This window comes from Solidesulfovibrio sp. DCME, assembly GCF_049995385.1.
Taxonomy (GTDB): Bacteria; Desulfobacterota; Desulfovibrionia; order Desulfovibrionales; family Desulfovibrionaceae; genus Solidesulfovibrio.
The window spans coordinates 2,242,163-2,269,097 of record NZ_CP188261.1 but is presented as its reverse complement, the minus strand read 5'-3'; the positions used below and the strand labels follow the sequence as shown (position 1 = coordinate 2,269,097).

The 26,935-nt window shown below is 67.3% G+C and carries 22 protein-coding genes and 1 tRNA gene; 14 read left to right on the top strand and 9 right to left on the bottom strand.

Annotation, left to right across the window (positions count from 1 at the left end):
• The first annotated feature begins 75 nt into the window (after positions 1 to 75).
• The 6 genes from ACP59X_RS09655 to ACP59X_RS09630 all read left to right on the top strand — a co-directional run bounded on the left by ACP59X_RS09655 (position 76) and on the right by ACP59X_RS09630 (position 4,459).
• Positions 76 to 528: a universal stress protein gene (locus tag ACP59X_RS09655; RefSeq protein WP_428568573.1), complete on the top strand. Its 453-nt coding sequence runs from the start codon at positions 76 to 78 to the stop codon at positions 526 to 528.
• Positions 529 to 582: 54 nt separating this feature from the next.
• Positions 583 to 1,401, top strand: a complete 819-nt coding sequence (locus tag ACP59X_RS09650; protein WP_428568569.1) for an alpha/beta fold hydrolase — start codon at positions 583 to 585, stop codon at positions 1,399 to 1,401.
• Between the two features lie 272 nt (positions 1,402 to 1,673).
• Complete coding sequence (locus ACP59X_RS09645) at positions 1,674 to 1,922, top strand: hypothetical protein (protein WP_428568566.1); 249 nt, start codon at positions 1,674 to 1,676, stop codon at positions 1,920 to 1,922.
• Positions 1,923 to 2,165: 243 nt separating this feature from the next.
• Complete coding sequence (locus tag ACP59X_RS09640; protein WP_428568563.1) at positions 2,166 to 2,372, top strand: hypothetical protein; 207 nt, start codon at positions 2,166 to 2,168, stop codon at positions 2,370 to 2,372.
• A gap of 87 nt (positions 2,373 to 2,459) precedes the next feature.
• On the top strand, positions 2,460 to 3,440 hold the full coding sequence (locus ACP59X_RS09635) for a CobW family GTP-binding protein (protein ID WP_428568560.1): 981 nt from the start codon (positions 2,460 to 2,462) through the stop codon (positions 3,438 to 3,440).
• Complete coding sequence (locus tag ACP59X_RS09630) at positions 3,437 to 4,459, top strand: WD40 repeat domain-containing protein (RefSeq protein ID WP_428568555.1); 1,023 nt, start codon at positions 3,437 to 3,439, stop codon at positions 4,457 to 4,459. Before ACP59X_RS09635 ends, ACP59X_RS09630 begins: the two co-directional genes overlap by 4 nt.
• A 100-nt stretch (positions 4,460 to 4,559) precedes the next feature.
• Here ACP59X_RS09630 and ACP59X_RS09625 read toward each other — a convergent pair whose 3' ends face one another.
• A complete protein-coding gene (locus tag ACP59X_RS09625; RefSeq protein ID WP_428568552.1) occupies positions 4,560 to 7,394 on the bottom strand; it encodes a PAS domain S-box protein in 2,835 nt (944 codons plus the stop codon).
• Positions 7,395 to 7,573: 179 nt separating this feature from the next.
• On the opposite strand from ACP59X_RS09625, the gene ACP59X_RS09620 reads away from it, so the two are divergent.
• The 6 genes from ACP59X_RS09620 to ACP59X_RS09595 all read left to right on the top strand — a co-directional run bounded on the left by ACP59X_RS09620 (position 7,574) and on the right by ACP59X_RS09595 (position 14,325).
• A complete protein-coding gene (locus tag ACP59X_RS09620; RefSeq protein ID WP_428568549.1) occupies positions 7,574 to 8,479 on the top strand; it encodes an NAD(P)/FAD-dependent oxidoreductase in 906 nt (301 codons plus the stop codon).
• Between the two features lie 235 nt (positions 8,480 to 8,714).
• Positions 8,715 to 8,790, top strand: a tRNA-Ile gene (locus tag ACP59X_RS09615).
• 129 nt (positions 8,791 to 8,919) lie between these two features.
• Positions 8,920 to 9,945, top strand: coding sequence for a Nif3-like dinuclear metal center hexameric protein (locus tag ACP59X_RS09610; protein WP_428568546.1), 1,026 nt, complete (start codon positions 8,920 to 8,922; stop codon positions 9,943 to 9,945).
• 17 nt (positions 9,946 to 9,962) lie between these two features.
• Positions 9,963 to 10,742 carry a zinc ribbon domain-containing protein gene (locus ACP59X_RS09605; protein ID WP_428568543.1) on the top strand — a complete coding sequence of 260 codons (780 nt, stop codon included), beginning with the start codon at positions 9,963 to 9,965 and terminating at the stop codon, positions 10,740 to 10,742.
• 43 nt (positions 10,743 to 10,785) lie between these two features.
• Positions 10,786 to 11,769 (top strand): glycerophosphodiester phosphodiesterase, encoded by a 984-nt coding sequence (locus tag ACP59X_RS09600; RefSeq protein ID WP_428568540.1) that lies wholly within the window; start codon positions 10,786 to 10,788, stop codon positions 11,767 to 11,769.
• A 537-nt stretch (positions 11,770 to 12,306) separates the two neighbouring features.
• Positions 12,307 to 14,325: an RCC1 domain-containing protein gene (locus tag ACP59X_RS09595; protein WP_428568537.1), complete on the top strand. Its 2,019-nt coding sequence runs from the start codon at positions 12,307 to 12,309 to the stop codon at positions 14,323 to 14,325.
• A 111-nt stretch (positions 14,326 to 14,436) separates the two neighbouring features.
• Here ACP59X_RS09595 and ACP59X_RS09590 read toward each other — a convergent pair whose 3' ends face one another.
• The 7 genes from ACP59X_RS09590 to argF form a co-directional block, all read right to left on the bottom strand.
• Positions 14,437 to 14,796: a hypothetical protein gene (locus tag ACP59X_RS09590; RefSeq protein WP_428568534.1), complete on the bottom strand. Its 360-nt coding sequence runs from the start codon at positions 14,794 to 14,796 to the stop codon at positions 14,437 to 14,439.
• Positions 14,797 to 14,801: 5 nt separating this feature from the next.
• Positions 14,802 to 16,217, bottom strand: coding sequence for an amidophosphoribosyltransferase (gene purF / locus ACP59X_RS09585; RefSeq protein ID WP_428568531.1), 1,416 nt, complete (start codon positions 16,215 to 16,217; stop codon positions 14,802 to 14,804).
• Between the two features lie 16 nt (positions 16,218 to 16,233).
• Complete coding sequence (carB, locus tag ACP59X_RS09580) at positions 16,234 to 19,470, bottom strand: carbamoyl-phosphate synthase large subunit (protein WP_428568528.1); 3,237 nt, start codon at positions 19,468 to 19,470, stop codon at positions 16,234 to 16,236.
• A 186-nt stretch (positions 19,471 to 19,656) separates the two neighbouring features.
• Positions 19,657 to 21,213, bottom strand: coding sequence for a sigma 54-interacting transcriptional regulator (locus ACP59X_RS09575; RefSeq protein ID WP_428568523.1), 1,557 nt, complete (start codon positions 21,211 to 21,213; stop codon positions 19,657 to 19,659).
• The gene (argH, locus tag ACP59X_RS09570; RefSeq protein WP_428568520.1) at positions 21,195 to 22,577 is read right to left on the bottom strand and encodes an argininosuccinate lyase; all 1,383 of its coding nucleotides are present in this window, start codon (positions 22,575 to 22,577) and stop codon (positions 21,195 to 21,197) included. The genes ACP59X_RS09575 and argH overlap by 19 nt, the downstream gene beginning before the upstream one ends.
• Before the next feature lie 393 nt (positions 22,578 to 22,970).
• Positions 22,971 to 24,167 (bottom strand): argininosuccinate synthase, encoded by a 1,197-nt coding sequence (locus ACP59X_RS09565; protein ID WP_428568517.1) that lies wholly within the window; start codon positions 24,165 to 24,167, stop codon positions 22,971 to 22,973.
• 25 nt (positions 24,168 to 24,192) lie between these two features.
• Positions 24,193 to 25,098: an ornithine carbamoyltransferase gene (gene argF, locus ACP59X_RS09560; RefSeq protein WP_428568514.1), complete on the bottom strand. Its 906-nt coding sequence runs from the start codon at positions 25,096 to 25,098 to the stop codon at positions 24,193 to 24,195.
• Positions 25,099 to 25,320: 222 nt separating this feature from the next.
• Here argF and ACP59X_RS09555 point away from each other — a divergent pair, with 222 nt between their 5' ends.
• Positions 25,321 to 25,692: an SH3 domain-containing protein gene (locus tag ACP59X_RS09555; protein ID WP_428568511.1), complete on the top strand. Its 372-nt coding sequence runs from the start codon at positions 25,321 to 25,323 to the stop codon at positions 25,690 to 25,692.
• A 41-nt stretch (positions 25,693 to 25,733) separates the two neighbouring features.
• Positions 25,734 to 26,120 carry a hypothetical protein gene (locus tag ACP59X_RS09550; RefSeq protein WP_428568508.1) on the top strand — a complete coding sequence of 129 codons (387 nt, stop codon included), beginning with the start codon at positions 25,734 to 25,736 and terminating at the stop codon, positions 26,118 to 26,120.
• 339 nt (positions 26,121 to 26,459) lie between these two features.
• Here the strand turns inward: ACP59X_RS09550 and ACP59X_RS09545 are convergent, their stop codons facing one another.
• Positions 26,460 to 26,927 carry a chemotaxis protein CheW gene (locus ACP59X_RS09545; RefSeq protein WP_428568504.1) on the bottom strand — a complete coding sequence of 156 codons (468 nt, stop codon included), beginning with the start codon at positions 26,925 to 26,927 and terminating at the stop codon, positions 26,460 to 26,462.
• Positions 26,928 to 26,935: the final 8 nt, after the last annotated feature.

Genomic DNA, 26,935 nt, shown 5'->3' with positions numbered 1-26,935 from the left:
AAGCATCTTTTGCTCGGCGCGGCGGCGTGCTAGTGTCGTTCGACCAGCAACCCGCAACCTCGAGGAGCAAAGCCCATGGTCGCAATCAAGACCATCGTGTGCGCCCTGGATTTTTCCGAAGTCAGCCCCAAGGTGGCCGCCTACGCCAAGACCCTGGCCGAGGCCTGCGGCGCCAAGGTCGTGGCCCTGTACGTGGCCCCGTCGCTCACCCAGTACGTGGAGTTCCACGTCCAGGCCAGCTACATCGACGACTTCGTCACCGGCATCGTCAGCGGCGCCTCGGACACCATGGACGCGTTTATCAAGGAATACTTCGCCGGTGTTCCCGTGGAAGGGCGGGTGGTGTCCGGCTATGCCGCCGAGGAGATCGTGAGCGTGGCCGAGGACGTGGGGGCCGACCTCATCGTGCTCGGCACCCACGGCCGCAAGGGTATCGACAAGATCCTTTTTGGCTCGGTGGCGGAAAAGGTCATCAAGACGGCCAAGGTGCCCGTGCTGTCCATGCGCCCGGAGACCAAGGCCCCCTAACGCCGCCTCGCGCCCGGTAGGGAAGCAACACCAGGCCGCCGGGAGTGCCCTGCCGTGCCGCAAGACGTCGCCTGCCTGCCCAGGCGCCACGGGAAAGCGCCTTACCGCATCGCGGTCCTCCACGGCGGCCCCGGGGCGGCCGGCGCGATGGCCCCGGTGGCCCAGGCCCTATCCCGGCAAGCGGGCGTACTGGAGCCGTGGCAGACGGCCGATTCCGTGGACGGGCAGATCGAGGAGCTGGCCGCCTGCCTGGGCGCGGCGGCCACGCCCCCGGTGGCCTGCGTCGGCCATTCCTGGGGCGCCTGGCTGGGCGTGCTGGTGGCCGCGCGCTATCCCGAGCTGGTGTGCCAGCTGATCCTGGTCGGCTGCGCCCCGTTTACGGAACGGTATGCCGCCGGCCTGACGCGCAAGCGCCTGGAACGCCTGGCACCCGAGGCGCGCCGGGAAGCCGAAGCCCTGCTGGCCGACGCCAACCCCAGCGATGCCGGCCTGGCCCGCCTTGGTGCCCTGTTCGCCCGGGCGGACGCCTACGATCCCCTGGATGATGGCGACGCGGTCGGCACCGGTTCGGGGGCGGGCCTGCGGGCGGACATTTTCGCCGCCGTCTGGCCCGAAGCCGCCGCCCTGCGGCGCAGCGGCCAGCTCCTGGCCCGGGCTCGCCGCCTGCGCTGCCCGGTGACCGCCATCCATGGCGCGCACGATCCCCATCCCGTTGCCGGCGTGTGCCGGCCCCTGGCGGCGTTGCCGCGCTTTCGTTGCGTCACCCTGCCGTGTTGCGGCCACACGCCCTGGCTCGAGCGCCAGGCGCGGGAGCCGTTTTTCCGGGAACTGGCCGCGGCCCTGGCGGCCTGCGCTCCTGCGGCCGGGGCCTGACACCCTTGCCCCGGCCTTGGCTGGCCGGCGCGCCTTTACACTCTTGACAACCTCCTTCATGTTCGAAAAAGGGCATTCATCCCCAACCCTTCACGCCTTTCGCGGAATTCCCCCTCGGCGGTCTCCACGCGTAACAACCTGATTATACAAAATTTAATGTTTGATATTATTTCCTTTTTCGCAGATTCCTTTTTTTGTCGTTGCTTTTTGCACCAGAAGCGTTAAGGGGTACCGGAGTCGAATTTTACTTTTTTTGTTAAACAGGAGCCCCCATGGACAAGTCGACCCTGGAAAAAGTCTTTGAATACGCTTCCTCCCCAGTTCACGGCACCCTGTCGCGCAAACTGCGCAAGGGTGTGAAAATTCAGGTCAACGATGGCACCGTTTTCGAGAACGCCACCCTGTTCCTCGGTGATGCCTTCGTGCGCGTCACCTCGAAAATCGGCGAGGAAACACGCAACACCTACTATGCCTGGGACAAAATCTGTTGCGTGACCACCATCGGCAAGGTCGAAGACTAGGACCGGCCGGCCAGGACCCGGGCCCACGCCCGGCCCCCGGCCCCGGTGTCCCTGAATTTGGTCCGCGCCGGCACCCCTCTCCCGACGTGGGCCATGCGCCGCCCCACCTCTCCACGGGGCGGCGTACTTTTTTCAAATCTGCAAATTCGCGCCTTCAGCTGGCCGCATCTTGCCCTGTTGTGGAAAATGATTATCACTATCGACAGAGGAGAGAGACCCTGGTGCACGGCCAAGGAGAACGCCATGGAGCGCTTGAGCACAACCTATAAGGGCTACCGGATCGAACTGACCCCGGGCGGCGAGTATTGCGCGAGTTTCAGCGCCGATATCCGCGACGGTTCCGGACGGGTCGTGTCGCACCTGGGCACGGCCGGCAACACCGAGGACCGGGCCGTTTCCCGCAGCCGGGAATGGGTCGATTTCGAGGAAGCCTACGCAAGCGGCCACTAGCCAAGCGCCCGGCGGCCCAGGCCGCCCCTGGCGCTTGTACCCGTATGATGCTACCCCCGGGGCCGACATCGACCCCGGGGAGAATACATGCCAGCCATTCCCGTCACCGTACTGACCGGCTTTCTCGGAGCCGGCAAGACCACCCTGCTCAACCGGATCCTCTCCGAGGACCACGGACGCAAATGCGCCGTCATCGTCAACGAATTCGGTGAAATCGGCATCGACAACCAACTGATTGTCTCCTCCGACGAGGAGATCTACCTGATGAACAACGGCTGCGTCTGCTGCTCCGTGCGCGGCGACCTCATCCGGGTCCTCGGCGGGCTGGCCAGGCGCCGCGGCGCCTTCGACGCCATCCTGCTCGAAACCACCGGCCTGGCCGACCCGGCCGCCATCATCCAGACCTTTGCCATGGACGAGGACACCGGCGACGCCTTCGTCCTCGACTCCGTGACCACGGTGGTGGACGCCGCCCACTTTCCCCGCCACGCCGCCGAGAACCGCCAGGCCCTGGAACAGGTGGTCTACGCCGACCTGATCCTGCTCAACAAGGCCGACGCCGTCAGCCCCGAAACCCTGGCCGCCATCGAGGGCCAAATCCGGCGCATCAACGACGTGGCCGAAATCGTCACCACCGTGCGCTGCGACCTGCCCGTGGCCAAACTGCTGGATCGCCGGGCCTTCGACATCGGCCGGCTGCTGTTCGGCCATCCCGCCCTGTCCGGCCCGGCCGGCGGCGGCCACGAACACGACCACGGCATCCAAAGCCTGAGCCTGAGCCTTGCCACGCCGCTGGACCCGGAAAAGCTCGGCGCGTTTTTGTCCACGCTCCTTCGCGAAAAGGGCCAGGACATCTACCGCTGCAAGGGCATCATGGACGTGGCCGGGGCCAGGCAGCGCTTCATCTTCCAGGGCGTGCACATGTACCTGGAAACGGCCTGGGGCCTGCCCTGGGCCGAGGGCGAGGCCAGGGAGAGCCTGGTGGTCTTCATCGGCCGGGGCCTCGACCGGGAAACCCTGGCCAGGGGGCTGGCCGGCTGCGCGGCCCAAAAAGGAGGCCCGGCATGAACTTTCGCCCCGACGACGCCGTCCCGGGATTTTTCACCGCGGCCCTGGGCGCCTACGTTTCCGGCTGCGCCCTTTCCCCGGACGGGGCCACGGCCGCCTACGCCCTGGGCGACGGCACCCTCGTGCTGTTCGACCCGGCAACGGGCGAGGCCAGGGCGGTTGCCGCCCACGCCGGCGCGGCCCTGTGCCTGGCCGCCACGCCCCAGGGCTTTGTCACGGGCGGCGACGACGGCCGCCTCGTCCTGACCCGGCCGGACGGCCGGACCACGGAGCTGGCCCACTTTCCCGGCCAGTGGATCGAGCATGTCGGGGCCAGCCGCGACGGGGCGGTCGTCGCCGCCGCCCGGGGCAAGGCCGTGGTGCTCTTTGCCGGGGAGGGCCTCGCCCCCCATGTCCTGCCGGAGCTGCCGGCCACCATCGGCGGGCTGGCCGTGTGCCCCGACGGCCGGGCCGTGGCCGCCGCCCACTACGATGGTGTTACGGTCTACGCCCCGCCTCGGCCGCAGACGCGCGGCAACACCTTCGACGGCCCGGGCGCCAACCTGACCCTGGCCTTCTCGCCCGACGGCGCCAAGATGGCCTGCGCCACCCAGGACAAGAGCGTGCGCGTCTACGACCTGGACCAGGCCGCCGGCTATCTGCTGGAGGGCTATCCGGCCAAGGTGCGCTGCCTGTCCTTTTCCCCGGACGGCAACATGCTGTGGACCGGCGGCGAACAGGCCTTCGTCGGCTGGCCCGTGGACGCGGCCGCCGATCCGGCCACCCGCGAGGCCGTGGTCTTCGGCGCCTTCGAACACGGGCTGCTCGGGGCCGTGGCCGCCCATCCGGTCCTGCCGCTGGTGGCCGGCGGCTTCGACGGCGGCGTGATTTTTCTCGGCAGCCCCGAACGACGGGGCGCGGCGCCGCTGCTGGTGCTGGAAAACAGGCGCGTCACCGGCCTCACCTGGTCGGCCGACGGCCGCCGGCTGGCCGGCGGCGGCGATGGCGGCGCGGCCTTTTACATGGACATGGCCGGCTAACGCGGCGTCCCTTCAAAAATACGCTGTAATTTTTGAAGGAAAATAATCATTCTCGAATGTTATACCTAAATAACGCTCTGTCCTTTCAAGGGATGCACTACTAGCTCGGGCCGGCCGGGGGCGGCCCCCCCGGCTCCCGGCCGGCCAGCAGTTCCCGGACGGCCCGCTGCAACTCGGACAGGTCTTCGAGCACCTTGGCGGCGCCCTGGCGGCAGGCGGCGACATCGTCGGCCAAGGCGGCCGCCTGGAGGCGGCGGGCATTCTCGGCCAGCCCCCGGGCTCGCAGCGGCACGGCCATGCCAAGCAAGGCATGGGCCTGGTCGCCGGCGGCCCGGCAATTCCCGGCCCCGGCGGCCATCTCCAGGGCCACGGCCACGGCCGGGCTTTCCTCCAAAAACAGCCGGCAGATCTCCCGGGCGAATTCGCTTTTGCCCCGCTTCTCGTAATAGGCCATGTCCATGGGCTCCGGGCGGGAGGCCGCCACGGCCGTAGCGCCACGGCCGGTGCGTTCCAGGACCCGGCGCATGACCAGGAACAGCTCCTCCACATCCACGGGCTTGGACACGTAGTCGTCCAGGCCGGCCGACAGGAAGCGCTCCCGGTCGCCCTTCATGCTGTAGGCGGTCAGGGCCACGATGGGCAGCCCCCGGGCCGCCTCGCCGACCGCGCCCCCCCGGATGCGCCGGGTGGCCTCCAGGCCGTCCATCTCCGGCATCTGGATGTCCATGAGCACCATGTCCACCGGCTCCAGGCCAAGGACGGCCAGGGCCTCGCCGCCGGAACCGGCCAGGCGGACATCGCAGCCGGCCTCGGCCAGAAAATGCTTGAGAAACAGGCGGTTGACCTGGTTGTCTTCGGCTAGCAGCAGGCGCAGGCCGGCGAAGCTGCCAACGGTTGCCGGCTTGTCCCGGCCCTCCCGGTCCGGCGCGGCCTCCAGGGCCGGGCGCAGGGAGACCGTGAAGCGAAAATCGCTGCCCTCGCCGGCCCGGCTGGTCAGGCCGATGGTGCCGCCCATCATCTCCACCAGCCGCCGGCTGATGGCCAGCCCCAGGCCCGTGCCGCCGTAGAGCCGGGCCCGGGGGGTCTCGAGCTGGGAAAAGACCTGGAACAGCTCGCCCTGCCGCGCTTCGGGGATGCCGATGCCGGTGTCGCGCACCGAGCAGGTCATCAGCAACGGGTCGCCCGGCCGCTCCAGGCGCACGGTCACGGCCACTTCGCCCCGGTCCGTGAACTTCAGCGCGTTGCCGACCAGGTTGCGCACCACCTGGGCGATGCGGTCAGGATCGCCGTGCACGACCTCGGGCAGGGCCGGCTCCAGGCGCAGCGAGAGCTTGAGCCCCTTTTGCCGGGCCGAGAAATGGAACGGCTTCAGGGCCCGGTCGAAGGCCTCGCGCAGGTCGAAATCCACCGGCGAAAACTCCATCTTGCCGGCCTCGATCTTGGAAAAGTCCAGGATGTCGTTGACGATGCCGAGCAGCGACCGGGAGGAGTCGAGGATCATTTCCAGGTGTTCGCGCAGGTCCTGGCGCGGCGCCTGGCCCAGGGTCATCTGGGCCAGGCCGATGATGCCCGACAGGGGCGTGCGGATCTCGTGGCTCATGTTGGCCAGAAAGCCGCTCTTGGCCTGGCTGGCCGCCTCGGCTTCGCGCCGGGCCCGCTCCAGGTCGGCCTCGCGGCGACGGTCCTTGACGTGGCCGAGCACGCCTTCCCCCAGCAGGCTCAAACGGCCCACATCGGCCTCGCCATAGGCCTCGGGCTTGTCCACCACGGCCAAAAGCAGCCGCAGGCCCGGGCCGTCGGCCACCGGGACGACCAGGGAACGCCTTTTGCGGCCCGCCGCGCCGGCCATTTCCGGGCCGGCGGCCACATTGTCCACCACGGGCTTGAGCGTTTCCCACTGGGCCCCGAAAAGGCCCACGGCATCGAGGCTCAGGGCCGCGGCCCCGGCCGGCAGGCCAAAGGCGGCCAAGGCGGCGGGATCGGCGGCAAGCAGCGAGAAACCGCCCTTGCCCGCGTCGTACAAGGCGCAGATGCCGGCCTGGCTGCCGGTCAGGGACAGGGCCTGGGACAGGGCGTAGGCGCCCAGTTCCTCCAGGCTGGCCTCGCGCATGCGGCCCAGGCGCAGCAGGGCTTCCAGGGTGCGGGTATGCAGGGCCCGTTCCTCGGCCAGCCGCCGGGACTCGGTGACGTCGAGCAGGTGGCAGATGAAATACAGCGGCCCCCCCTCGGCGTCCCGGGCCAGCCGGGCCGAAACCCGGCCCCAGATCTCCCGGCCCGAGGCATGGACGTAGCGCGTCTCGTACCGGAAATGCTCGCGCTTGCCGGCCAGGGCCAGGGCGATGAGCCGGGGGCTTATGCCCCGGTCCTCGGGATGGGTCAGATCGCCCACGCACATGGTCAAAAGCCGTTCCCGGGGCAGGCCGAAAAAGCGGCTCACCGCCTCGTTGACCCGCAAAAACCGCCCGTCCACGGCCACGATGCACAGACCCTCGCTGGCCCCCTCGAAGGCCATGCGCAGCAGGTCCTCCCCGGCGGCCAGGGCGGCCTCAGCCCGGCGACGCTCGGTCACGTCCGTCACGGCGGAAATCGTGCGCACGAACCGGCCCGCCGCGTCGCACTCGCCGGTCCCGGAAATGAGGACGTCCAGGATGCGCCCATCCCGGGCCACCATCCGGTAGTTGACCTCCATGTGGCCCGGTGCGGCCACGATCCGGGCCAGGGCTTCCCGGAAGGCCTGGCGCGAGTCCGGCGTCAGGAAATCCCCCAGGTTGCGGCCGAGCACCTCCCCCTCGCCGTAGCCAAGCGTGGCCAGCCAGCGGGCGTTGACCGAAAGCAGCCGGCCGGCCGCGTCCACGGAATGCAACATGACGGGGACCTTGTGGTAAAACGTCTCCAGGCGCGCCAGCGCCGCCCCGCGCCCTTGCCCTGCGTCCATGCCGCCTCTCACCTCCCGCCTGATCTTGCCCTCTTCCCCTAGCCCAGCCACGGGCCGATGACAACTCGCCCGTGGCCGAAAACGGCCCGAGGCAGCGTCCGCTTGTCCCCGGGACGGCTTTTGGTCTACACTGCCGCCGCCGGGCCGACCGCCGACCCGATCCGACTCCGGAGGACCCCATGCAAAAAACCCAATGCCTGATCATCGGCGCCGGCCCGGCCGGCCTGTCCGCGGCCATCTACACGGCCCGGGCCGGCATGGACACCGTGGTCGCCGGCTGCGAACCGAAAATCGCCGGCGATTACGACATCGACAATTATTTCGGCTTTCCCGAGACCATCTCCGGCCGGGAACTCATCGAGCGGGGCCTGCGCCAGGCCCAGCGCTTCGGCGCGCGCATCGTCTGCCAACGGGTGCTTGCCGTGCACATGGACGCGGACGGCGCCTTCGAGGTCAAGACCGACCAGGACACCTTCGCGGCCCAGGCAGTGGTCATCGCCGCCGGCGTGGCCCGGGTGCGGCCCGGCATCGCCAACCTGGCCGCCTACGAGGGCAAGGGCGTGTCCTACTGCGTCAGCTGCGACGGGTTTTTCTTCCGGGGCCGCACCGTCGCCGTGGTGGGCGAGGGCAACTACGCCGCCAACCAGGCCCTGGAGCTGACCAACTTCACCTCGGCCATCACCATCTACACCCAGGGCAAGGAGCCGGCCATGGGCGAAGTTTTCACCGGCAAGCTGGCCGAGGTCGGCATTGCCGTGTCCACGGCCAAGGTCGACCGCCTGACCGGGGAGGCGGCCCTGACCGGCCTGGTGCTGGCCGATGGGGGCGAAGCCCCGGCCGAGGGGCTTTTCGTGGCCATGGGCCAGGCCTCGGCCCTGGATTTCGCCAAGACCCTGGGGGTGCTGGCCAAGGGGGCGTTCATCGAGGCGGACAGCGAACAGAAGACCAACGTGCCGGGCGTGTTCGCGGCCGGGGACTGCGTGGGGCATTTCATGCAGATCAGCGTGGCCGTGGGCGAGGGGGCCAAGGCCGGCCGGGCGGCCATCGCCCATGTCAAGGAGCGGGCGGGCAAGGCCGACGGCTAGTGCGGCGCCCCATAATAAAGGAGACGGTTGCCCAATAACAGTCCGGGAAAAGCCTCCGGCGGCCAACGGGCTTGCGCCCCTTGGCATCCCCCGCGCGGGCAACACCGCCCGATGCGCCTGTTGCGGCAATCCGCCCACGCTGTTCCGGTGACGGCGCGCGAGGCGGCCGGGCGGCCCAGGCCCTTGACAGCAGGCTTCGATTCGGCTTAAGAAATAGAGTTTGCGAATACGGCATGGGCCTATAGCTCAGTTGGTAGAGCCACCGGCTCATAACCGGCAGGTCCCAGGTTCGAATCCTGGTAGGCCCACCACGAAGGATACATGGCCACCCCCACGCTTGCCACCGCCAACGTTTCCCCCGCCAGCCGGGCGGCGACCATGACGCAACAAAGGCGCTTGCGGGCCGCCTCGGTCCTCCAAGGCGCCTTTTTCATGGCCCCATGCGCGTAAACGCCCTCCTTGCCGTCATCGAGGCCACGGCCGACCCCGGCCGCGCCGCCTCCTGGGACCGCTCGGGCGTGCAGGTCGCCGGCACGGCCGCGGACTGCGACAAGCTGGCCGTGGCCCTGGACCCGAGCCCCGAACTGGCCCGCCAGGCCCTGGCCTGGGGCGCCCAGGTCATCCTCACCCACCACCCGGTGGGCCTGACCCCGCGCCTGCCCGACCGCCTGGACGATTTCCACCGCCTGCTGACGCTGGTCCTGTCGCGCGGAGCCTGGCTCTACGCCGCCCACACCTCCCTGGACACGGCCATGGACGGGCCGCCGGCCTGGCTGGCCGAGGCCCTGGAACTGACCGGCCGGCGCATCCTGGAACCGGCCGGCCGCACCCCGTACCTGGCCGCCCGCTGGCGGGCCGCCTCGCCCCCGTCGGGCCGGGCCGCCCTTGGCGGGCTGACCGGGGTTTCGGTCATGCTGCTGGGCAACGACTTGCTCGAGGTCGTCTTTCCCCGGCGCCTGACGGCCCGGGTCCGGGCCATGGTGGCCACGGCCTGCCCCGACGCCCGACTGGTTTGCCAAAGCGTCCTGGACGAACCGGCCGAGGCCTACGGCTACGGCCTGGTGGGGACCCTGCCCGCCCCCCTGTCCCTGGACGCGCTCCTGGACCGGCTGGCCGCCCTGCTGCCCCGCCGCTTTTTCCTGCTTGCCGGCAGCAAGCCCGAAACGGTGTCGCGCGTGGCCTATTGCCCCGGTTCCGGCGCGGACATGGCCGGGCGCGCCTTTGCCGCCGGGGCCGAGGCCTACCTCACCGGCGACCTCAAATACCATCAGGCCCTTGAGGTGCCGGCCGGCCGGTGTGTCGTCGATGTGGGGCATTTCTCCCTGGAAGAGGTCATGATGCGCCGCTTCGCCGAGTCCCTGGCCGCCGAACTGGGGCCGGACGGGCCGGCCGTGCGCTATTTTCCCGGAAACGACCCGTTTTCGGCGCATGTCCCCGGGGGTGCTCTGCCCCGGCGGACCGAATAACAACGCGGAGAACTCGCATGTATTTGAAACAGATCGAACAGCTGGTGGTCTTACAGAAGGTGGACGACGAGATCGTCCTGCTTCAGGATGAACTCAAACGGGCTCCCCAGCGCATTATCGAGCTCGAAAAGCGCCGCCAGGAGATCGAGGACAACGCCGAAATCGTCCGCGACAAGCTCAAGTACCTGACCGACCAGCAAAAGCGCCTGGAAACCGAGATCGAAACCGATTCCATGCGGCTGAAAAAAAGCAAAAGCAAGATGATGCAGGTCGGCAACAGCAAGGAATACCACGCCATGATGCGTGAGATGGACAACCTGGAGAAGCAAAACCGCGGCCGCGAGGAAGAAAAAGTCACCGTGGCCGAGGAGCTGGCCCGCCAGAACCTGGAGCTCAAGTCCACCGAGGAAAACTCCCAGGAGCTCGATACCGAGCTGGCCGGCGCCCGCCAGAGCCTGGACGAGCGCCTGGCCGTGGCCAAGGCCCGCCTGGCCGAACTCGACGCCCGCCGCCGCGAAGCCGGCACCGCCGTGCCCAAACCCATCCTGCAGCGCTACGAATTCATCCGCTCGCGGCTCAAAAACCCGGTCATCGTGCCCGTCAACGCCGGCATCTGCTCCGGCTGCCACATCTCCATCCCGCCCCAGTCGTTTATCGAGCTGCAAAAGGGCATCCAGATCTTAAGCTGCCCCAACTGCCAGCGCCTGATCTACTGGAGCGACCACATCGCGCCCGAGCCCGAGCCGGAAACCGATCAGCCCGGGGCCGACAGCCCGGCCGAAACCCAAGCCCAGTAATTCCAGGGGACGCCGGCGGGCCAACGTCGGCGTCCCTACTCCCATGCCCGCCCCGGTCAAACCCATCGTTATCGGCCACCGCGGCGCCTGCGGCTACCTCCCCGAGCATACCCTGGCCTCCTACGAGCGGGCCATCGACCTCGGCGCGGACTCTATCGAGCCCGACCTCGTGGCCACCAGGGACGGCGTGCTCATCGCCCGCCACGAGAACAACATCGCCGAAATCACCGACGTGGCCGCCAAATTCCCCCAGCGCCAGGCCGTCAAGCACATCGACGGCCGAGCGGTGGCAGGCTTTTTCACCGAGGATTTGAGCCTGGCCGAGATCAAGTCCCTGCGGGCCAGGGAGCGCCTGCCCTTCCGGGACCATGGGCACGACGGCCTGTACGCGGTCCCCACCTTCGAGGAGATCATCGCCCTGGTTCGGCGCAAGCAACGGGAGACCGGCCGGGTCATCGGGATCTATCCCGAAACCAAGCACCCCACCTATTTCCGGTCCATCGGCCTGCCCCTGGAAGAGCCCCTCGTGGCCGAGCTTCGCGCCAACGGCTACGACGCGCCGGACGCGCCGGTGTGCATCCAGTCCTTCGAGCTGTCCAACCTGCGGGCGCTACGCCCCCTGACCAAGGCCCGGCTGGTCTTTTTGTACGAGGCGGCGGACAAACGGCCCTACGACGGCGTCCTTTCCGGCGACGGCCGCACCTACGGCGACCTGCTCGCCCCGGCCGCCCTGGCCGAAATCGCCGCCTTCGCCCAGGGCATCGGCCCCGTTAAAGGGCTTATCCTCCCGCCCAACCCGGACGGCAGCCTCGGCCCGGCCACAACGCTCGTGGCCGACGCCCATGCCGCCGGGCTGTTCGTCCACCCCTACACCTTCCGCAACGAACCCCGCTTCCTCGCCCCGGAGTACGGCGGCGACCCGGCCAAGGAATACCGGCGCTTCTTCGAGCTCGGTGTGGACGGCTTGTTCTCGGATTTCCCGGACACGGCCGTGGCCGCCCGGGACGCGTTCCTGGCCAACCGCTGAGGCGCCGGCCACCGCGGTCCTTCGGGCTTGGCCATACGCTCCGGCCTGGCCTTACGCATACGCTCCGGCCTGGCCTTACGCATACGCTCCGGCCTGGCCTTACGCATACGCTCCGGCCTGGCCTTGCGATCCGGCCTGACCTGACCGTCCCTCGTGGTGCGCCTTGCCCGGGAAACATGCGCGGCCGCAACTTGATGCGAAGCCGGGTACCCGGGCATTCGGCTTCGTGTTGCCGCATCCCCCCGCGCCGCCATACCCTCGCGGCGGCCGGCCCTCCCCCTGGAGATGGCATCGCCATCACCGCAACAACGACGTCATGCCGGTATCCGGCATGTATATCGACATTTCGTAATATGCCTACGGGACGTCGCGTCAAGTCGACACGCCGCCGAGATAACCACAAGGCGCAACAAGCGCTTGCTCATCCTTCACGAAACTTGCTAGGTGAAAAAGAACAAGCTTTCCGTCCAGGCAACGCACCAGCGCGCGATAGGGTGCTCACGAGGGAAAACACCTTTCCAACGACAGGAGATGGCCATGCACCGATCGGTCCGGACCCTTGTCTTTTTTGTCTTGTTGCTGTGTTGCGTCGCCATTCGCCCCGGCGTCGCCGGGCAATGGGAGGTCGCCTGGCGCACAACCGGCCTCGATGCCCCGGCGGCCGCCATCCATGACCCCGCCACGGGCGCCGTGTACGTGTCCAGCCACGACAGCCCGGGCGGCTCCGTGGCCAAACTCGATCCCGCAACCGGCGCCGTGCTCAGCCGCCATTTCATCGGCGACGGCACGGCCGCAAGCCCGCTGACCGCCCCCAAGGGGCTGGCCGTGCTCGGCGAAGTCCTGTTCGTGGCCGACGGCGACAGCCTCAAGGCCTTTTCCCTGCCCGGGCAGCAGCAGACGGGCGCCTGGACCGTCACGGGCGGGCAACTGAGCGACGTGACCCTTGGCCCGGGACGGGACCTGTTCGTCTCGAACACCATCGACGGCGAGCTCTACCGCCTGACCTGGAGCAACTATACCTACACCCTGTCGCTTTTTTACGGCCCCCTGGCCGCGCCCGGCCCCCTTCGCCTCATGGGGCCCAACCTGCTTGTCGGGCTTGGCTCCGATGCCGACACGGCCGTGATGAAGGTCGATATTTCCGTCCACGAAGCCTTCCCCTACGTGGACAGAAATCCCGGCGACCTCACGCCCGGCGGCCTTGACTGCGACGACGCCGGCGGCATCTTTTTCACCAGCGGCCCGGACATCCGCCAGGCCGACCGCGACGGCGCGAGTACGGTGCTTTTGAGCGAATCCGGCAGGCCGGCCGGCCTGTCCTATGCCAAGGCCCTGGGCCTGCTGCTCGTGGCCAATCCCGAGGCCGGCAGCGTGACCGCCTACCGCCTGACAAACCTTCCTCCCACGCCGGTTGCGCCAGGGTTGCATCCCTTTGCCGCCGGCGGCGAACATGGCCTGGCCCTGCCCGGGCGACGCGAACTGCGCGGCTTCGGCTACAACAGCTACAACCAGGCCTCCATCACTTCCACGGCCAACGCCGTAGCCCCGCCCGAGCGCCTCGACGCCTCGGGCGACTGGCGCCTGCTGGCCGGCGGCTGGCAGCACAGCCTCGGGATCAAGGCCGACGGCAGCCTGTGGGGCTGGGGCTGGAACTGGTTCGGCCAGCTTGGCCTGGGCAGCCAGGGCACGAGCCACCAGACCGTGGCTGCCCTCAGCCGGGTGGGGACGGACACGGGCTGGACGGACGTCTCCGGGGGCGACGCCCACACCCTGGCCATCCGCAACGGGGCGCTTTACGCCTTCGGCTGGGACGATTTCGGCCAGATCGGCGCCGAGCACGACCCCATCACCCCGGATAACCGGCCCACTCCGGTCCTGGTCGATGCCGGCGGGGAAAACCCCTGGGCGCAGGTCGCTGCCGGCGGCGAGCACAGCCTGGCCCTGCGGGCCGACGGCTCCTTGTACGCCTGGGGCAGCAACGACCGGGGCCAGCTCGGCCTTGCCCGGCAAAGCCTCATCGACTACCGCGCCGAGCCGTCCCTGGTGGACGCCGGGCCGTGGCGCAAGGTCTGTGGCGGCGGCAGCTTCGGCGCCGGGGTCAAGGCCGACGGCAGCCTCTGGGCCTGGGGCGAGAATACCTATGGCCAGCTCGGCCAGGGCAGCACCGGCGGCTTCCTCGACCATCCGACAAGGGTGGGAGCGGACAGCGACTGGACCGATCTGGCCTGCGGCAAGAACTTCGTGCTGGCCCTGCGGGGCCAGGGTTCGCTGTGGGGGTTTGGCAGCAACAACAACGGCCAGTTGGGGCTCGGCGACCTCAATGACCGGGCGGCGCCTACGCGCGTCGGGCTGCGCGACGATTGGCGCGCCCTCGCCTGCGGCTTCAAGCACAGCCTGGCCATGGCCCGCGACGGCAAGCTCTACGGTTTCGGCGACAACGGCCTGTATCAGCTGGGCCTGACGGGCGTGATCACCCAGCGCACCCCCACGCCCCTTGGCCTGGGGCTTCTGCCCCAGGCGAGCGCGGCGCTCCTGATGCTCCTGTCGGCCGAATGACGCGCCGGCCCGGGGCGCCAAAACGAACGCCGGCCCGGGCATCCGTCCCGGACCGGCGTTCGGTCGTGAAAAAAGCGGCGGTATGGCGGCGGCCGCCAGCCGGAGTGCGGACTACAGCAGCGTCTGCAACAGCCCCATGGGCGTGCCGGAGGGCAAGGGCAGGCGCTTGTCCGGCAGCAGGCGCAGGGCCAGCAAGGTCAGCCACTGGCGGGAGAAGGTCACGGCCTCGAAGGTCAGGTAGCCGCGCCCCGAGCCGTCGGTGGCCAGGCCGTAGCCGAAGACCGTGACCCGGATGGGCTCGCGCTCGCCGAGCGGCAAGACCGAAACCGTGATGCTGCGGGCGGCGGAATCAAGGGCCAGGTCCTCGACCTCGCCGTATTCGCGCAGGTACTGCCTGGCCGAGGACAGCAGCAGCTTGGAGAGGGACTTGTCCTTGGCCCCGGCAAAATCGATATTGAGGTTCAAACCCATGGCCGTTACCAGGAAAGGGCCAGGGTCACGTCGTCCAGACAGTTCTTGAGCCCCTCGCCGCAGGGCTGGATGATGTAGTTGCCGTCGAAGCAGGCCAGGCAGTACGGCGGTTCCCCGCTGTTGCCGCGCACGGATTCGAGCAGGCCCTCGATGGACAGGTAGTGCAGCGAATCGAGGCCGATGAACTTGGCGATCTCGTCCACGCTCTGGTGGGCGGCGATGAGTTCGCCCTTGGACGAGAAGTCGATGCCGTAAAAGCAGGGATAGCGGATGGGCGGGCAGGAGACCCGCATGTGGATCTCGCGGGCACCCAGTTCCCGCAGCCGCTTGACCCGGGTGCGGATGGTGGTGCCGCGCACGATGGAATCCTCGACGATGAGGATGCGCTTGCCCTTGATCATGCTCTTGACCGGGTTGAGCTTCACCCGGACGCTGAAATCGCGCATGTCCTGGGAGGGCTGGATGAAGGTGCGGCCCACGTAGTGGTTGCGCACCATGCTCATCTCGAAGGGCAGGCCCGAGGCCTGGGAATAGCCGATGGCGGCGTAGAAGCCGGAATCGGGAAAGGGCATGACGTAGTCGGCGTCCACCGGCGCTTCCGCGGCCAGCGTCGACCCCATCTGCTTGCGCCGCTCGTAGACCACCTCGCCGAACACTTCCGAGTCGGGCCGGGCGAAATAGATGAGCTCGAAGATGCACTGGCGCACGGGCTGGGGGTCGCTGATGCGGTAGGATTGCAGCCGGCGGTCCTGGATGACCAGCATCTCGCCCGGGGCGACCGACCGGATGGCCTCGGCCTCCATGAGGTCGAAGGCGCAGGTCTCGGAGGCCAGGACATAGGCGTCGCCCATGCGGCCGAGCATCAAGGGCCGGATGCCGTGGGGGTCGCGCACGGCGATGATCTTGTCGTTGGCCAGAAGCAGGATGGAATAGGCGCCCTTGACCTTGGCGCAGGCCTTGATGACGGCCTCTTCCAGGGAGTTGCCGTTTAAGTACTTGGCGATCAGGTGGACGAAGACTTCCGAGTCGATGGTGGTCTGGAAGATGGAACCCGTGGCTTCCAGTTCGGCCCGCAGCTCCATGGTGTTGACCAGGTTGCCGTTGTGGGCGATGGCCAGGTGGTAGTCGCCGAAGCGCACGAGAAAGGGCTGGCAGTTGCGGAGTAGCGACGCGCCGGTGGTGGAATAGCGGATGTGCCCCACGGCGACCGTTCCCTTGAGCTCCTTGCCCAGGTGGCGCTCGGAGAACACGTCGGCGACCAGGCCCATGCCCCGCTGTTCGCGGATGCGCGTGCCGTCCCAGGTGACGATGCCGGCCGATTCCTGCCCCCGGTGCTGGAGGGCGTAGAGGCCGAAATAGGTCATCCGTGCCGCTTCGGGATGGCCGTAGATGCCGAACAGTCCGCAGTATTCCTTTTTCATGACGCGTCGCCCGGGCCTAGTTGGCCCCGTAATACTCCTGCAAGCTTTTGACCGAAAGCCCCTGCCCCTTCATCGCCCGGATGGCTTGCGCCATGGCCTTGGCCCCGGCCGCGGTGGTCGTGTAGGGGATGCCGTAGAGAAGCGCCGTTTGGCGGATGACCAGGGAGTCCCGCACCGTGCGCTTGTCCGAAACGAGGTTGACGACCAGGTGGATTTCCCGGTTCTTCATGTGGTCGACCACGTGGGGCCGGCCTTCGAAAACCTTCATGACCGGGGTCACGGCGATGCCCTTGGCCTGGAGGTAGGCGGCCGTGCCCTTGGTGGCCATGATGTTGAACCCGACTTCGCTTAAAATTTGCGCCGCCGGCAGCACGTCGTCTTTGGCGTCGTCGGCCACGGAGATGAAAACCGTCCCTTCCAGGGGCAGTTTCTGGCCGGCGCCGAGCTGGCTTTTCATGAAGGCCAGGCCGACGGACTCGTCGATGCCCATGACCTCGCCGGTGGAGCGCATTTCCGGCCCGAGCAGCACGTCCACGCCCGGGAAGCGGTTGAACGGGAAGACCGATTCCTTGACCGAGTAGTAGCCGGTCTTGCGCTGAGACCAGGGGTCGAGGTCGGCCAGCTTGCGGCCCATGATGACGTTGGTGGCCAGTTTGGCCAGGGGCACGCCCGTGGCCTTGGACACGAAGGGCGAAGTGCGCGAGGCGCGCGGGTTGACTTCGAGGATGTAGATGTCGCCGTCCTTGACCGCGAACTGGATGTTCATCAGCCCAATGACGCCGAGTTCGGCGGCCAGGGCCTTGGTCTGGCGCTCGATCTCGGCAATGAGCTCCGGCGAGAGGCTGTGGGGCGGCAGCACGCAGGCCGAATCGCCCGAGTGGATGCCGGCTTCCTCGATGTGCTCCATGACGCCGGCCACGTAGGTGTCCGTGCCGTCGGACACGGCGTCCACGTCCACCTCGATGGCATTGACCAGGAACTTGTCGATGAGGATGGGGTGCTTGCCCGAGGCGACCACGGCGACCTTGAAGTAGTTCTCCAGGTCCTTGCGGTCGTAGACGATCTCCATGGCCCGACCGCCCAGCACATAGGAGGGCCGCACCACCACCGGATAGCCGATGCGTTCGGCGATCTCGGCCGCCTCGTCCACGGCGAAGGCCGTGCCGTTGGCCGGCTGGCGCAGGTCGAGCTTGGTTAAAAGCGCCTGGAAGCGCTCGCGGTCCTCGGCCCGGTCGATGCTGTCGGGCGAGGTGCCGAGGATACGCACCCCGGCGTTTAAAAGCGGCACGGCCAGGTTGAGCGGCGTCTGGCCGCCGAACTGGACGATGACGCCCTCGGGCTTTTCGTGCTCGAGGATGGACAGCACGTCCTCGAAGGTCAGCGGCTCGAAATAGAGGCGGTCGGAAGTGTCGTAGTCGGTGGAGACCGTCTCGGGGTTGGAGTTGACCATGATGGACTCCACGCCCATGTCGCGCAGGGCGTAGGAGGCGTGGCAGCAGCAGTAGTCGAACTCGATGCCCTGGCCGATGCGGTTGGGCCCGCCGCCGAGGATGACCACCTTGCGGGTGGGCTTGGCGGCCACTTCCTTGCCGGTCTCGTAGGTGGAATAATAGTACGGGGTATAGGCCTCGAACTCGGCGGCGCAGGTGTCGACCAGGTAGTAGGTGGGGTTGATGCCCATGGCCTGGCGCAGTTTGCGGGCGTCGAGGCTGGACGGCAGCCCGAACAGTTTGGCCAGTTGCGGATCGGAAAAACCGTTTTTCTTGGCGGCCAGCACCAGTTCCTGGCAGTCCGCGTCGGCCGGGGAAACCTTCTCCCTGGGGAAGGCCTCGATGGCCGCCTCCATGTCCACGATCTCCCGCATCTGGCGCAGGAACCAGGGATCGATCCAGGTGGCCTCGAAGATCTCCTCCAGGCTCACGCCGCAGCGCATGGCCTGGCGGATCTGAAACAGGCGCCTGGAATTGGGCTTGCGCATGTCGGCCAGGAGTTGTTCGCGGTCGGGATCGCAGGCCGGATCGTCGGGGCCCAGGCCCATGGCGCCGATCTCCAGGGAGCGCAGGCCCTTTTGCAGGGCCTCCTTGAAATTGCGGCCGATGCTCATGGCCTCGCCCACGCTCTTCATGGCCGTGGTCAGGTAGTCCTCGGAGCCGGGGAATTTTTCGAAGGTAAAACGCGGGATCTTGACCACGCAGTAGTCGATGGTCGGCTCGAAGGAGGCCATGGTCTCGCGGGTGATGTCGTTGGGGATCTCGTCGAGGGTGTAGCCCACGGCCAGCTTGGCGGCGATTTTGGCGATGGGGAAGCCCGTGGCCTTACTGGCCAGGGCCGAGGACCGCGACACGCGCGGGTTCATCTCGATGACCACCATCTCGCCGTTTTCCGGGTTGACGGCGAACTGGACGTTGGAGCCGCCGGTCTCGACGCCGATCTCGCGCATGATGGCCAAAGACGCGTTTCGCATCTTCTGGTATTCGTCGTCGGTGAGCGTTTGCGCCGGGGCGACGGTGGCCGAGTCGCCGGTGTGCACGCCCATGGGGTCGATATTTTCAATCGAGCAGATGATCACGCAGTTGTCGGCCCGGTCGCGCATGACCTCGAGCTCGAATTCCTTCCAGCCGAGCACCGAGCGCTCCAGCATGATCTCGCTTTTCATGCTGGCGGCCAGGCCCACGGCGGAAATTGTCTCCAGGTCTTCCATGTTGTAGGCCACGCCCCCGCCCGTGCCGCCGAGCGTGTAGGCCGGGCGCACGATGATGGGGAAGGGGATGCGCTTGCCCCACTCGCGCACGTCGTCCATGTTGTGGCAGATGCCGCTTTGGGGGATGGTCAGGCCGATGTTTTCCATGGCCTGGCGGAAAAGCTCGCGGGACTCGGCCTTCTTGATGACGTCCTGGGACGCGCCGATGAGCTCCACACCGTGTTCGGCCAAAACGCCCATCTCGGCCAGGGCCAGGGCCGTGTTGAGCCCGGTCTGGCCGCCGAGGGTGGGCAGGACGGCGTCGGGCTTTTCCCGGGCGATGATGCGGGCCACGGTGCCGGGCTCGATGGGCTCGATATAGGTGCGGTCGGCCAACCCGGGGTCGGTCATGATGGTGGCCGGGTTGGAATTGACCAGGACCACCTCGTAGCCTTCTTCCTTGAGGGCCTTGGCAGCCTGGGAACCGGAATAGTCGAACTCACAGGCCTGTCCGATGACGATGGGCCCCGAGCCGATGATCATGATCTTCTTGATGTCCGTCCGTTTGGGCATGGCGTGGGTCTGCGGGGTAAAAGGTGGTGAGCAAAGGCCTCGAACCCGGTAGGAATAAGCCGTTTCGGCCCGGTTCGCAAGGGGTTTGCGCGCCGGCCCTCCCCGGGAGGGCCGGCACGGCCCCAGCCGGCCGAAATGGCGTCAAAAGGCGTGTACCCGGCGGCCAGGCCCCGGATGGCCCGAAGGCTAGCGGCTTTTGACGCGCTGCACGGCGACCAGGGATTCGAGATTGAACTTTTTCACCCGGTAGCCCATCTGGCGGGGGGTGATGCCCAGTTCCCTGGCGGCCTTGTGCTGGATGCCGCCGCTGCGGCGCAGCGCGTCGATGATGACGGATTTTTCCAGGCTCTTGAGCGACGGCGCGCCCTCGCCTTCCTCGCCGTCCCCGGCATAGGCGTCCTCGCGCGACGCGATGGTCAGGTAGGGGCGGATGAGGTCGGCGTCGATGCGCTCGTTTTCGGCCAGGATCACCAGCCGCTCGACCAGGTTCTCCATCTCCCGGACGTTGCCCGGCCAGTCGTACTCCTTGAGCACGGCCAGGGCCTCGGTGGAGAAGGTCAGCTTTCGCGCGTATTCCTTGGAGACCTTGTTGAGGAAGTGGATGATCAGCGAGGGGATGTCTTCCTTGCGCTCGCGAAGGGGCGGGGCGTTGAGGGGAAAGACGTTGAGGCGGTAGTAGAGGTCGGGCCGAAAGGAACCCTCCTCGGCCAGGGTGGCCAGGTCCTTGTTGGTGGCGGCGATGATGCGCACGTCGGCCTGGCGGGTCTTGTTGCTGCCCAGGCGCTCGAATTCCTTGTCCTGGAGCACGCGCAGGAGTTTGGCTTGCAGGCCCAGAGGCAGCTCGCCGATCTCGTCGAGGAACAGCGTCCCCTTGTTGGCTTCCTCGAACCGGCCGGGCTTGGTCTGGTCCGCGCCGGTGAAGGCGCCCTTTTCGTAGCCGAACAGTTCGGACTCCAGGAGGTTTTCCGGGATCGAGGCGCAGTTGACCTTGATGAAGGGAAAATCCTTGCGCTCGGACAGGTCGTGGATGATGCGGCCAATGAGCGTCTTGCCGGTGCCGGATTCGCCTAAAAGCAGCACCGTGGCCCTTGTCGGCGCGACCTTCTCGATCTGGCGCTGGACATCCTGCATGGCCAGGCTCTTGCCGACGATGTACAGCCCCTGGGTTTCCTGGGACAACTTGTACTTAAGCGAGACGTTTTCGCGCTTGAGGTTGGCGACCTTGGCCTCGTACTTCTGGTTGAGGCTCATGAACTGGGCAATCAGCGTGGCCACGACGGTCAAGAAGGCCACGTCCTCCTCGTAGTCCACCTCGTCGCCGAACAGCCGGTCGACGTTCAATACGCCGATGGGCTGGCCGTTGAGCAAAATGGGCACGCCGACGAAGGAGATGCGGTCGCGCTCGATCTTGCGCGACTGGGTCTTGTCGAGGAACAGCGGTTCCTCGCGGATGTCCGGCACCACGTAGGGCTTGGCGGTCTGGAAGATGAGCCCGGTCACCCCCTCGTCCAGGCCGTAGACGCCCCGGCTTTTTTCCTCGGCCGACAGCCCCTGGGAAACGCTGATGACGAGCTTGCCCGTGGAGCGGTCGACCAGGGTGATGGTGGCCCGTTTCATGGAAAGCTGTTCGGCCAGGATGCGCAGGATATCCTGGAGCGACTGTTCGAGGTCCAGCGCCTTGTCGATGATGCCGCTTATGGCCGAAAGACAAGACAGCTGGAGATTTAGCGTTTTTGAAGCCATCGGGAAAGGTCCGCCATCTGGATGGTCACGGATTCGGGACCCGTGCCGCCGGGTCCGTTGCGTCTGGCCACGGCGGTTTCATACCGCAGCGCCTCGAAAACATCCTGCTCCATGGCCGGAAAAAATACACACAATTCCTCAAGCGTCAATTGCTCAAGGGGCTTGCCCGCCGATTCGGCGTAGGCCACCGCCCGGCCGGTGATGTGGTGGGCCTCACGAAAGGGCACGCCCTTGGCCGCCAGGTAATCGGCCAGCTCGGTGGCGTTCAGGTAGCCCTGCGACAGCGCCTGGCGCATGCGCTCGGGCCGGAAGACAAGCCCCCTGAGCATGCCGGCCATCACCCGAAGGCTCGCCCGCACGGTGTCGTCGGCGTCGAAAAGCGGCTCCTTGTCTTCCTGGAGATCGCGATTGTAGGTCAACGGCAAGCCCTTGACCACCGTGAGCAGGCCCATCAAGTCGCCGTAGACCCGCCCCACCCGGCCGCGCATGAGCTCGGCGGCATCGGGGTTCTTTTTCTGCGGCATGATGCTCGACCCGGTAGCGTAGGTGTCGGGCAAGGCCACGAAGCCGAAACGCGGGTTGGCCCACAGGATGATCTCCTCGCAAAAACGGCTCAAATGGGCCATGACCACCGAGGCGATAAAGAGGGCTTCCAACACGAAATCGCGGTCGGAAACGGCGTCCATGCTGTTGGCGAAGGCGTGGCTGAAGCCGACCGAGCGGGCCACGGCCCCCGGGTCGAGGGGATAGGTCGTGCCGGCCAGGGCGGCCGCGCCCAGGGGCGAGACCTTCACGCGCCGCAGCGCATCGTCCATGCGTTCGCAGTCGCGCCGCAGCATCCAGGCGTAGGCCAAAAGGTGCTGGGCCAGGCTCACGGGCTGGGCCGGCTGGAGGTGGGTGCAGCCGGGCAGGAGCGTGTCCTTGTGTTCCTCGGCCCGGGCCATGAAAACGCCGATGAGTTCCCGGGCCAGGCGGCCCCAGGTCTCCAGGCTCTCGGCCACGTAGAGGCGAAAATCCAGTGCCACCTGGTCGTTGCGGCTGCGCCCGGTGTGGAGCTTGCCGCCAAGGGGCCCGATGAGTTCGGTCAGGCGCTGCTCCACGTTCATGTGAACGTCTTCGAATTCCATGCGCCAGGGAAACGCCCCGGCCTCGATCTCGTCAAGGACCTGGTCGAGCCCGGCCACGATGCGCTCGGCCTCTTCGCCCGCCAGCACGCCGCGCTTGGCCAGCATCTTGGCGTGGGCCTTGGAGCCGGCGATATCCTGGCGGTACATGCGGCGGTCGTAGGAAACGGATTCGCTGTAGGCCTCCATCAAGGCCCCCGTCCCCTCGCCAAACCGCCCACCCCACATTTTCGTGGACATATCGATTTCCTCCGGGAAAGGAGAGGAACCAGGGGGAGGGAACCCCTTTTTTGCAAAAAAGGGGTTCCCTCCCCCTGGACCCCCTCCCTCCCTAAAAAACTCTCAAAGGGGGATACGGTCTCCCCTCTTCCCCTGCGGCGCTTCGCCGCTGGCGCACCTTGTGGGCGCGATTTCGGGCAACGTGCTGGCCGGCTTTGCGGCCTGCGGGTTGCCCGAAATCGCGCCCACAATCCGGTCGTCGTCCCGCCGCCCGGCGGTCCCGACCCAACCCCCGCCCGCCCCGTCGGGGAGGGTCCGGGAGGGGATCATCCCCTCCCGGCGGGTCCAGGGCAGAGCCCTGGCCGCCGGAGGCATTCTTCTCTTGTCTGTCTTGCCTTGCCTTGCCTTGCCGCCCTACTCGCCCAAACCCCGCAACCGCAGCCCGACCAGCCGGATGAACCCGGTGGCGTCGGCCTGGTTGTAGACCTCGTCCTTTTCGAAGGTGGCGAGCTTGGGGTTGTACAGGCTGTTGGGCGACTTGCGGCCCAGGGGATAGGCCTGGCCCTTGTACAGTTTGACGCGCACGGTGCCGGTGACACGCCGGGACGCTTCGTCGATCATGGCCTGCAGGGCCTTGCGTTCCGGGGCGTACCAGAAGCCGTTGTAGACCATCTCGGCGTAGCGCGGGATAAGCGAATCGCGCAGGTGCATGACTTCGCGGTCGAGGCAAATGCCTTCCAGGTCGCGCTTGGCGACGTGCAGGATGGTGCCGCCCGGGGTTTCGTAGATGCCGCGGGACTTCATGCCGACGAAGCGGTTTTCGACCATGTCGATGCGGCCGATGCCGTGCTTGCCACCGAGCGTATTGAGTTTTTTGATCAGCGCCGCAGGCGAGAGCTTCTCGCCGTCAACGGCCACCGGATCGCCGTGCTCGAAGTCGATGGTGACGACGTCGGCGGTGTCCGGGGCTTTTTCCACGGGCACGGTCAGCAGGTAGGTGTCCTGGCTCGGCTCGTTCCAGGGGTCTTCCAGTTCGCCGCCCTCGAAGCTCAAGTGCAGGAGGTTGCGGTCCATGCTGTGGTCCGAGCCCTTCTTGTCCGAGGGCACGGGGATGCCGTTTTCCTTGGCGAAATTGAGCAGGTCGGTGCGCGAGGCGAAATCCCATTCGCGCCAGGGGGCGATGGTGCGCAGGTCCGGGGCGAGCACGCCCGTGGTCAGTTCGAAGCGGACCTGGTCATTGCCCTTGCCGGTGGCGCCGTGGGCCACGGCCTGGGCGCCCTCGGCCCGGGCCACCTCGACCAGGCGCTTGGCGATCAGCGGCCGGGCGATGGAGGTGCCAAGCAGGTAGCGGCCCTCGTAGACGGCCCCGGCCCGCAGCATGGGGAAGATGAAATCCTTGGCGAATTCCTCGCGCAGGTCGTCGATGTAGGCTTTGCTGGCGCCGGTGCGCAGGGCCTTGTCCTCCAGGCCCTCGAGCTCCTCTTCCTGGCCCAGGTCGCAGGTGACGGTGATGACCTCGCAGGCGTAGGTCTTCTTGATCCATTTGAGGATGACCGAGGTATCGAGGCCCCCGGAGTAGGCCAGCACGACCTTCGTGATGTTGCTGCTCATGGCGATGTCCTTATCGAACGGGCGGTTAGCCTTTGGTAAAAATCCATTCCAGAATGGCCTTCTGGACGTGCAGGCGGTTTTCGGCCTCGTCCCAGACGATGGAGGCCGGGCCTTCCATGACGGCGTCGGTGATCTCCTCGCCCCGGTGGGCCGGCAGGCAGTGGAGCACCTTGGCCCCGGGCGCGGCCAGGGCGAGCAGGCCGTCGTTGATCTGGAAACCGGCAAAGGCCTTGGCCCGCTTTTCGCGTTCGGCTTCCTGGCCCATGGAGGCCCAGACGTCGGTATACAGGTAATTGGCGCCGGCGGCCGCCTCCACCGGGTCGTTGACCACGGCGACATCGGCACCCTGGCCGCGCGCCTTGTCCACGATGGCCGGGTCGGGCTCGTAGCCCTTGGGCGCGGCCACCACCACCCGGATGGGGAAACGGGCGGCGGCGTTGATAAGGGAATGGGCGATGTTGTTGCCGTCGCCGACAAAGGCCACGGTGAGCCCGTCCAGGCAGCCGGACTGCTCGCGCATGGTGAGCAGGTCGGCCATGATCTGGCAGGGATGGTATTCGTCGGACAGGGCGTTGACCACGGGGATGGAGCCGTTTGCCGCCAGTTCCTCGAGCTTGTGGTGGCCGAAGGTGCGCACGATGAGGCAGTCGGCGTAGCGCGACAGCACGCGGGCGGTGTCGCGGATGGGCTCGTCGCGGCCGAGCTGGGAATCGTTTTGGGTCATGAAGATGGGCCAGCCGCCCAAGTGGCGCACGGCCACCTCGAAGGAAACGCGGGTACGGGTGGAGGCCTTTTCGAAAACAAGGATGCAGGTCTTGCCGCCCAGCAGGTCGCAGCGGTAGTCGGCGGCCTTCATGGCGGCGGCCCGGTCGAGGATCGCGGAGGCCTCGTCGCGGCTGAAATCCAGAATGGTCAGGAAATGCTGGGGCATAGCGGTATCCTTGGGGCGCGAAATCCCTGGTGGTGGAAAAAGGATGTTATCTACTCCTTTTGACTGGGCCTTGTAAAGGCGCTTGCCCGGCTCGCGGCGCGGGAACGTTGACCCCGACGCTGAAAAAAGGCTACTTTGGAACATGGTCCCATCCGCCCCGGCCATCGGCAGGGCCGGGGCGCACGCGGCACTTCCGCCGGGACCAAAGGGGGAGGAACGTTCATGAAGGCGGCAAAAAATTGGTGTTTGCTGGCGATGTTGGGCGTGGTTGCCGTGCTTTCGGGCTGCGTGGTCGCGGCCGGTCCGGCCTATTACGCGGCGCCGCCGCCCTGCCCGGCCGGCTACTACTGGTCGCCGGGCTACGGCTGCGTGGCCGCGCCGGTGGATGTGGTCGTGCCGCCGGACCCGGTCTACGCCGTGGTCAACATCGACGGCCTGAACCTGCGCTCCTGCCCGACCACCCAGTGCGGCGTGGTGACGGGCCTCAGTCGCGGCGAGCAGGTGCAGGTCCTGGCCCACGAGGGCAACTGGACCCATGTCTGGGCGTTCACCCGCAACCTGGAAGGCTGGGTCGCCTCGCGCTACCTCGACTGAGGCCCGCCCGACACGGCACAACCCCAACCGGCGAGGTTTCCATGGCAACCGCAACACGCATCTTCGTTTTCATGGCGGCCGCATTGTTCCTGGCGGCCGTGTCCACGCTCCCGCCGGCCCTGGCCGGCGACACCACGGTGCTGTTGGCCCAGCAGGGTCCGTTGGGCACACCGCCCCAGGCTGGCCAGGGCGGCAAACGGCAACCCCAGGGCGGCCAGCAACCGGCCCAGCCCGGCACCATGCAGCCACAAGCCCAGCCCGGCGCCATGCAGCAACCGGCCCAGCCCGGCGGCGACGCCAACGGCTGCATGCAAAGCTACCAGCGCTGCGTCATGATGTGCGCCGGGGTGGCCAACTGCATCAACAACTGCAACGTCGGCTACGCCGTGTGCACCCAGCCCCAGGGCGGCCGCCCGGGCGGCAGCTGATCCGATTGGCCCGGCCCAAGGGAGCGGCAGCCGGGGTGGGATGAGAAATGGGCCAAGCGGGACAAGCTGATCCGATTGGCCCGGCCAAGGGTGCGGCAGCCCTGGCTGCGCTGGCGGCTACCGCTCCCGAAAGACAAGCGCCCGCCCTCCCGGCATCCGGAGGGCGGGCACTTCGTTGCAGGACCCATCGGGCTGCTCGTGTCGCGCCCGCGCTCGGGACTGAGCGCATTGCGACACAACACCCGAGAATAATACCTTTTTTCAACAAACACCAACGTGTTTTCAGGGGCGCGCCAGTCCCACTGTTGCGGTCCCCCGGCAAAGCGGGGGCCCATGGGATTAACGCCTGAGCTCCTCTTCCGGCAGGAGCTTTTCCAGGTCGAGCAGGATCAGCAGGCGGTTTTCCAGCTTGCCGACGCCGCGGATGTATTCGGAATCGATGCCCGACACCACCGGGGGCGGCGGCTCCACGGTGTCCGATTGCAGCCGCAGGACCTCCGAGACGGCATCCACCACGAAGCCGACGGTGGTGCCGTGCAGGTCGAGGACGATGATGCGGGTCTGCCTGTCGTGGTCACGCGAGGCCATGTCGAAGCGGCAGCGCAGATCGATGACCGGGATCACCTTGCCCCGCAGGTTGATGACGCCCTCCACGTGCGGCGGGGAATTCGGCACCTTGGTGATGTCCATGATGCGGATGATTTCCTGCACCTTGAGGATGTCGATGCCGAACTCCTCCTCGCCGATGGCGAAGGTGACGAGTTGGAGCAGCTCGTTTTCCAGTCTCTGGCTCGTGGTGACATCCATGGGAATCC

Bases quoted from the DNA above. Each gene is read 5' to 3' on its own strand.
- ACP59X_RS09655 (WP_428568573.1), top strand. From the start codon at position 76: ATGGTCGCAATCAAGACCATCGTGTGCGCCCTGGATTTTTCCGAAGTC.
- ACP59X_RS09645 (WP_428568566.1), top strand. From the start codon at position 1,674: ATGGACAAGTCGACCCTGGAAAAAGTCTTTGAATACGCTTCCTCCCCA.
- ACP59X_RS09640 (WP_428568563.1), top strand. From the start codon at position 2,166: ATGGAGCGCTTGAGCACAACCTATAAGGGCTACCGGATCGAACTGACC.
- ACP59X_RS09635 (WP_428568560.1), top strand. From the start codon at position 2,460: ATGCCAGCCATTCCCGTCACCGTACTGACCGGCTTTCTCGGAGCCGGC.
- ACP59X_RS09630 (WP_428568555.1), top strand. From the start codon at position 3,437: ATGAACTTTCGCCCCGACGACGCCGTCCCGGGATTTTTCACCGCGGCC.
- ACP59X_RS09625 (WP_428568552.1), bottom strand. From the start codon at position 7,394: ATGGACGCAGGGCAAGGGCGCGGGGCGGCGCTGGCGCGCCTGGAGACG.
- ACP59X_RS09620 (WP_428568549.1), top strand. From the start codon at position 7,574: ATGCAAAAAACCCAATGCCTGATCATCGGCGCCGGCCCGGCCGGCCTG.
- ACP59X_RS09610 (WP_428568546.1), top strand. From the start codon at position 8,920: ATGCGCGTAAACGCCCTCCTTGCCGTCATCGAGGCCACGGCCGACCCC.
- ACP59X_RS09605 (WP_428568543.1), top strand. From the start codon at position 9,963: ATGTATTTGAAACAGATCGAACAGCTGGTGGTCTTACAGAAGGTGGAC.
- ACP59X_RS09600 (WP_428568540.1), top strand. From the start codon at position 10,786: ATGCCCGCCCCGGTCAAACCCATCGTTATCGGCCACCGCGGCGCCTGC.
- ACP59X_RS09595 (WP_428568537.1), top strand. From the start codon at position 12,307: ATGCACCGATCGGTCCGGACCCTTGTCTTTTTTGTCTTGTTGCTGTGT.
- ACP59X_RS09590 (WP_428568534.1), bottom strand. From the start codon at position 14,796: ATGGGTTTGAACCTCAATATCGATTTTGCCGGGGCCAAGGACAAGTCC.
- purF (WP_428568531.1), bottom strand. From the start codon at position 16,217: ATGAAAAAGGAATACTGCGGACTGTTCGGCATCTACGGCCATCCCGAA.
- carB (WP_428568528.1), bottom strand. From the start codon at position 19,470: ATGCCCAAACGGACGGACATCAAGAAGATCATGATCATCGGCTCGGGG.
- ACP59X_RS09575 (WP_428568523.1), bottom strand. From the start codon at position 21,213: ATGGCTTCAAAAACGCTAAATCTCCAGCTGTCTTGTCTTTCGGCCATA.
- argH (WP_428568520.1), bottom strand. From the start codon at position 22,577: ATGTCCACGAAAATGTGGGGTGGGCGGTTTGGCGAGGGGACGGGGGCC.
- ACP59X_RS09565 (WP_428568517.1), bottom strand. From the start codon at position 24,167: ATGAGCAGCAACATCACGAAGGTCGTGCTGGCCTACTCCGGGGGCCTC.
- argF (WP_428568514.1), bottom strand. From the start codon at position 25,098: ATGCCCCAGCATTTCCTGACCATTCTGGATTTCAGCCGCGACGAGGCC.
- ACP59X_RS09555 (WP_428568511.1), top strand. From the start codon at position 25,321: ATGAAGGCGGCAAAAAATTGGTGTTTGCTGGCGATGTTGGGCGTGGTT.
- ACP59X_RS09550 (WP_428568508.1), top strand. From the start codon at position 25,734: ATGGCAACCGCAACACGCATCTTCGTTTTCATGGCGGCCGCATTGTTC.
- ACP59X_RS09545 (WP_428568504.1), bottom strand. From the start codon at position 26,927: ATGGATGTCACCACGAGCCAGAGACTGGAAAACGAGCTGCTCCAACTC.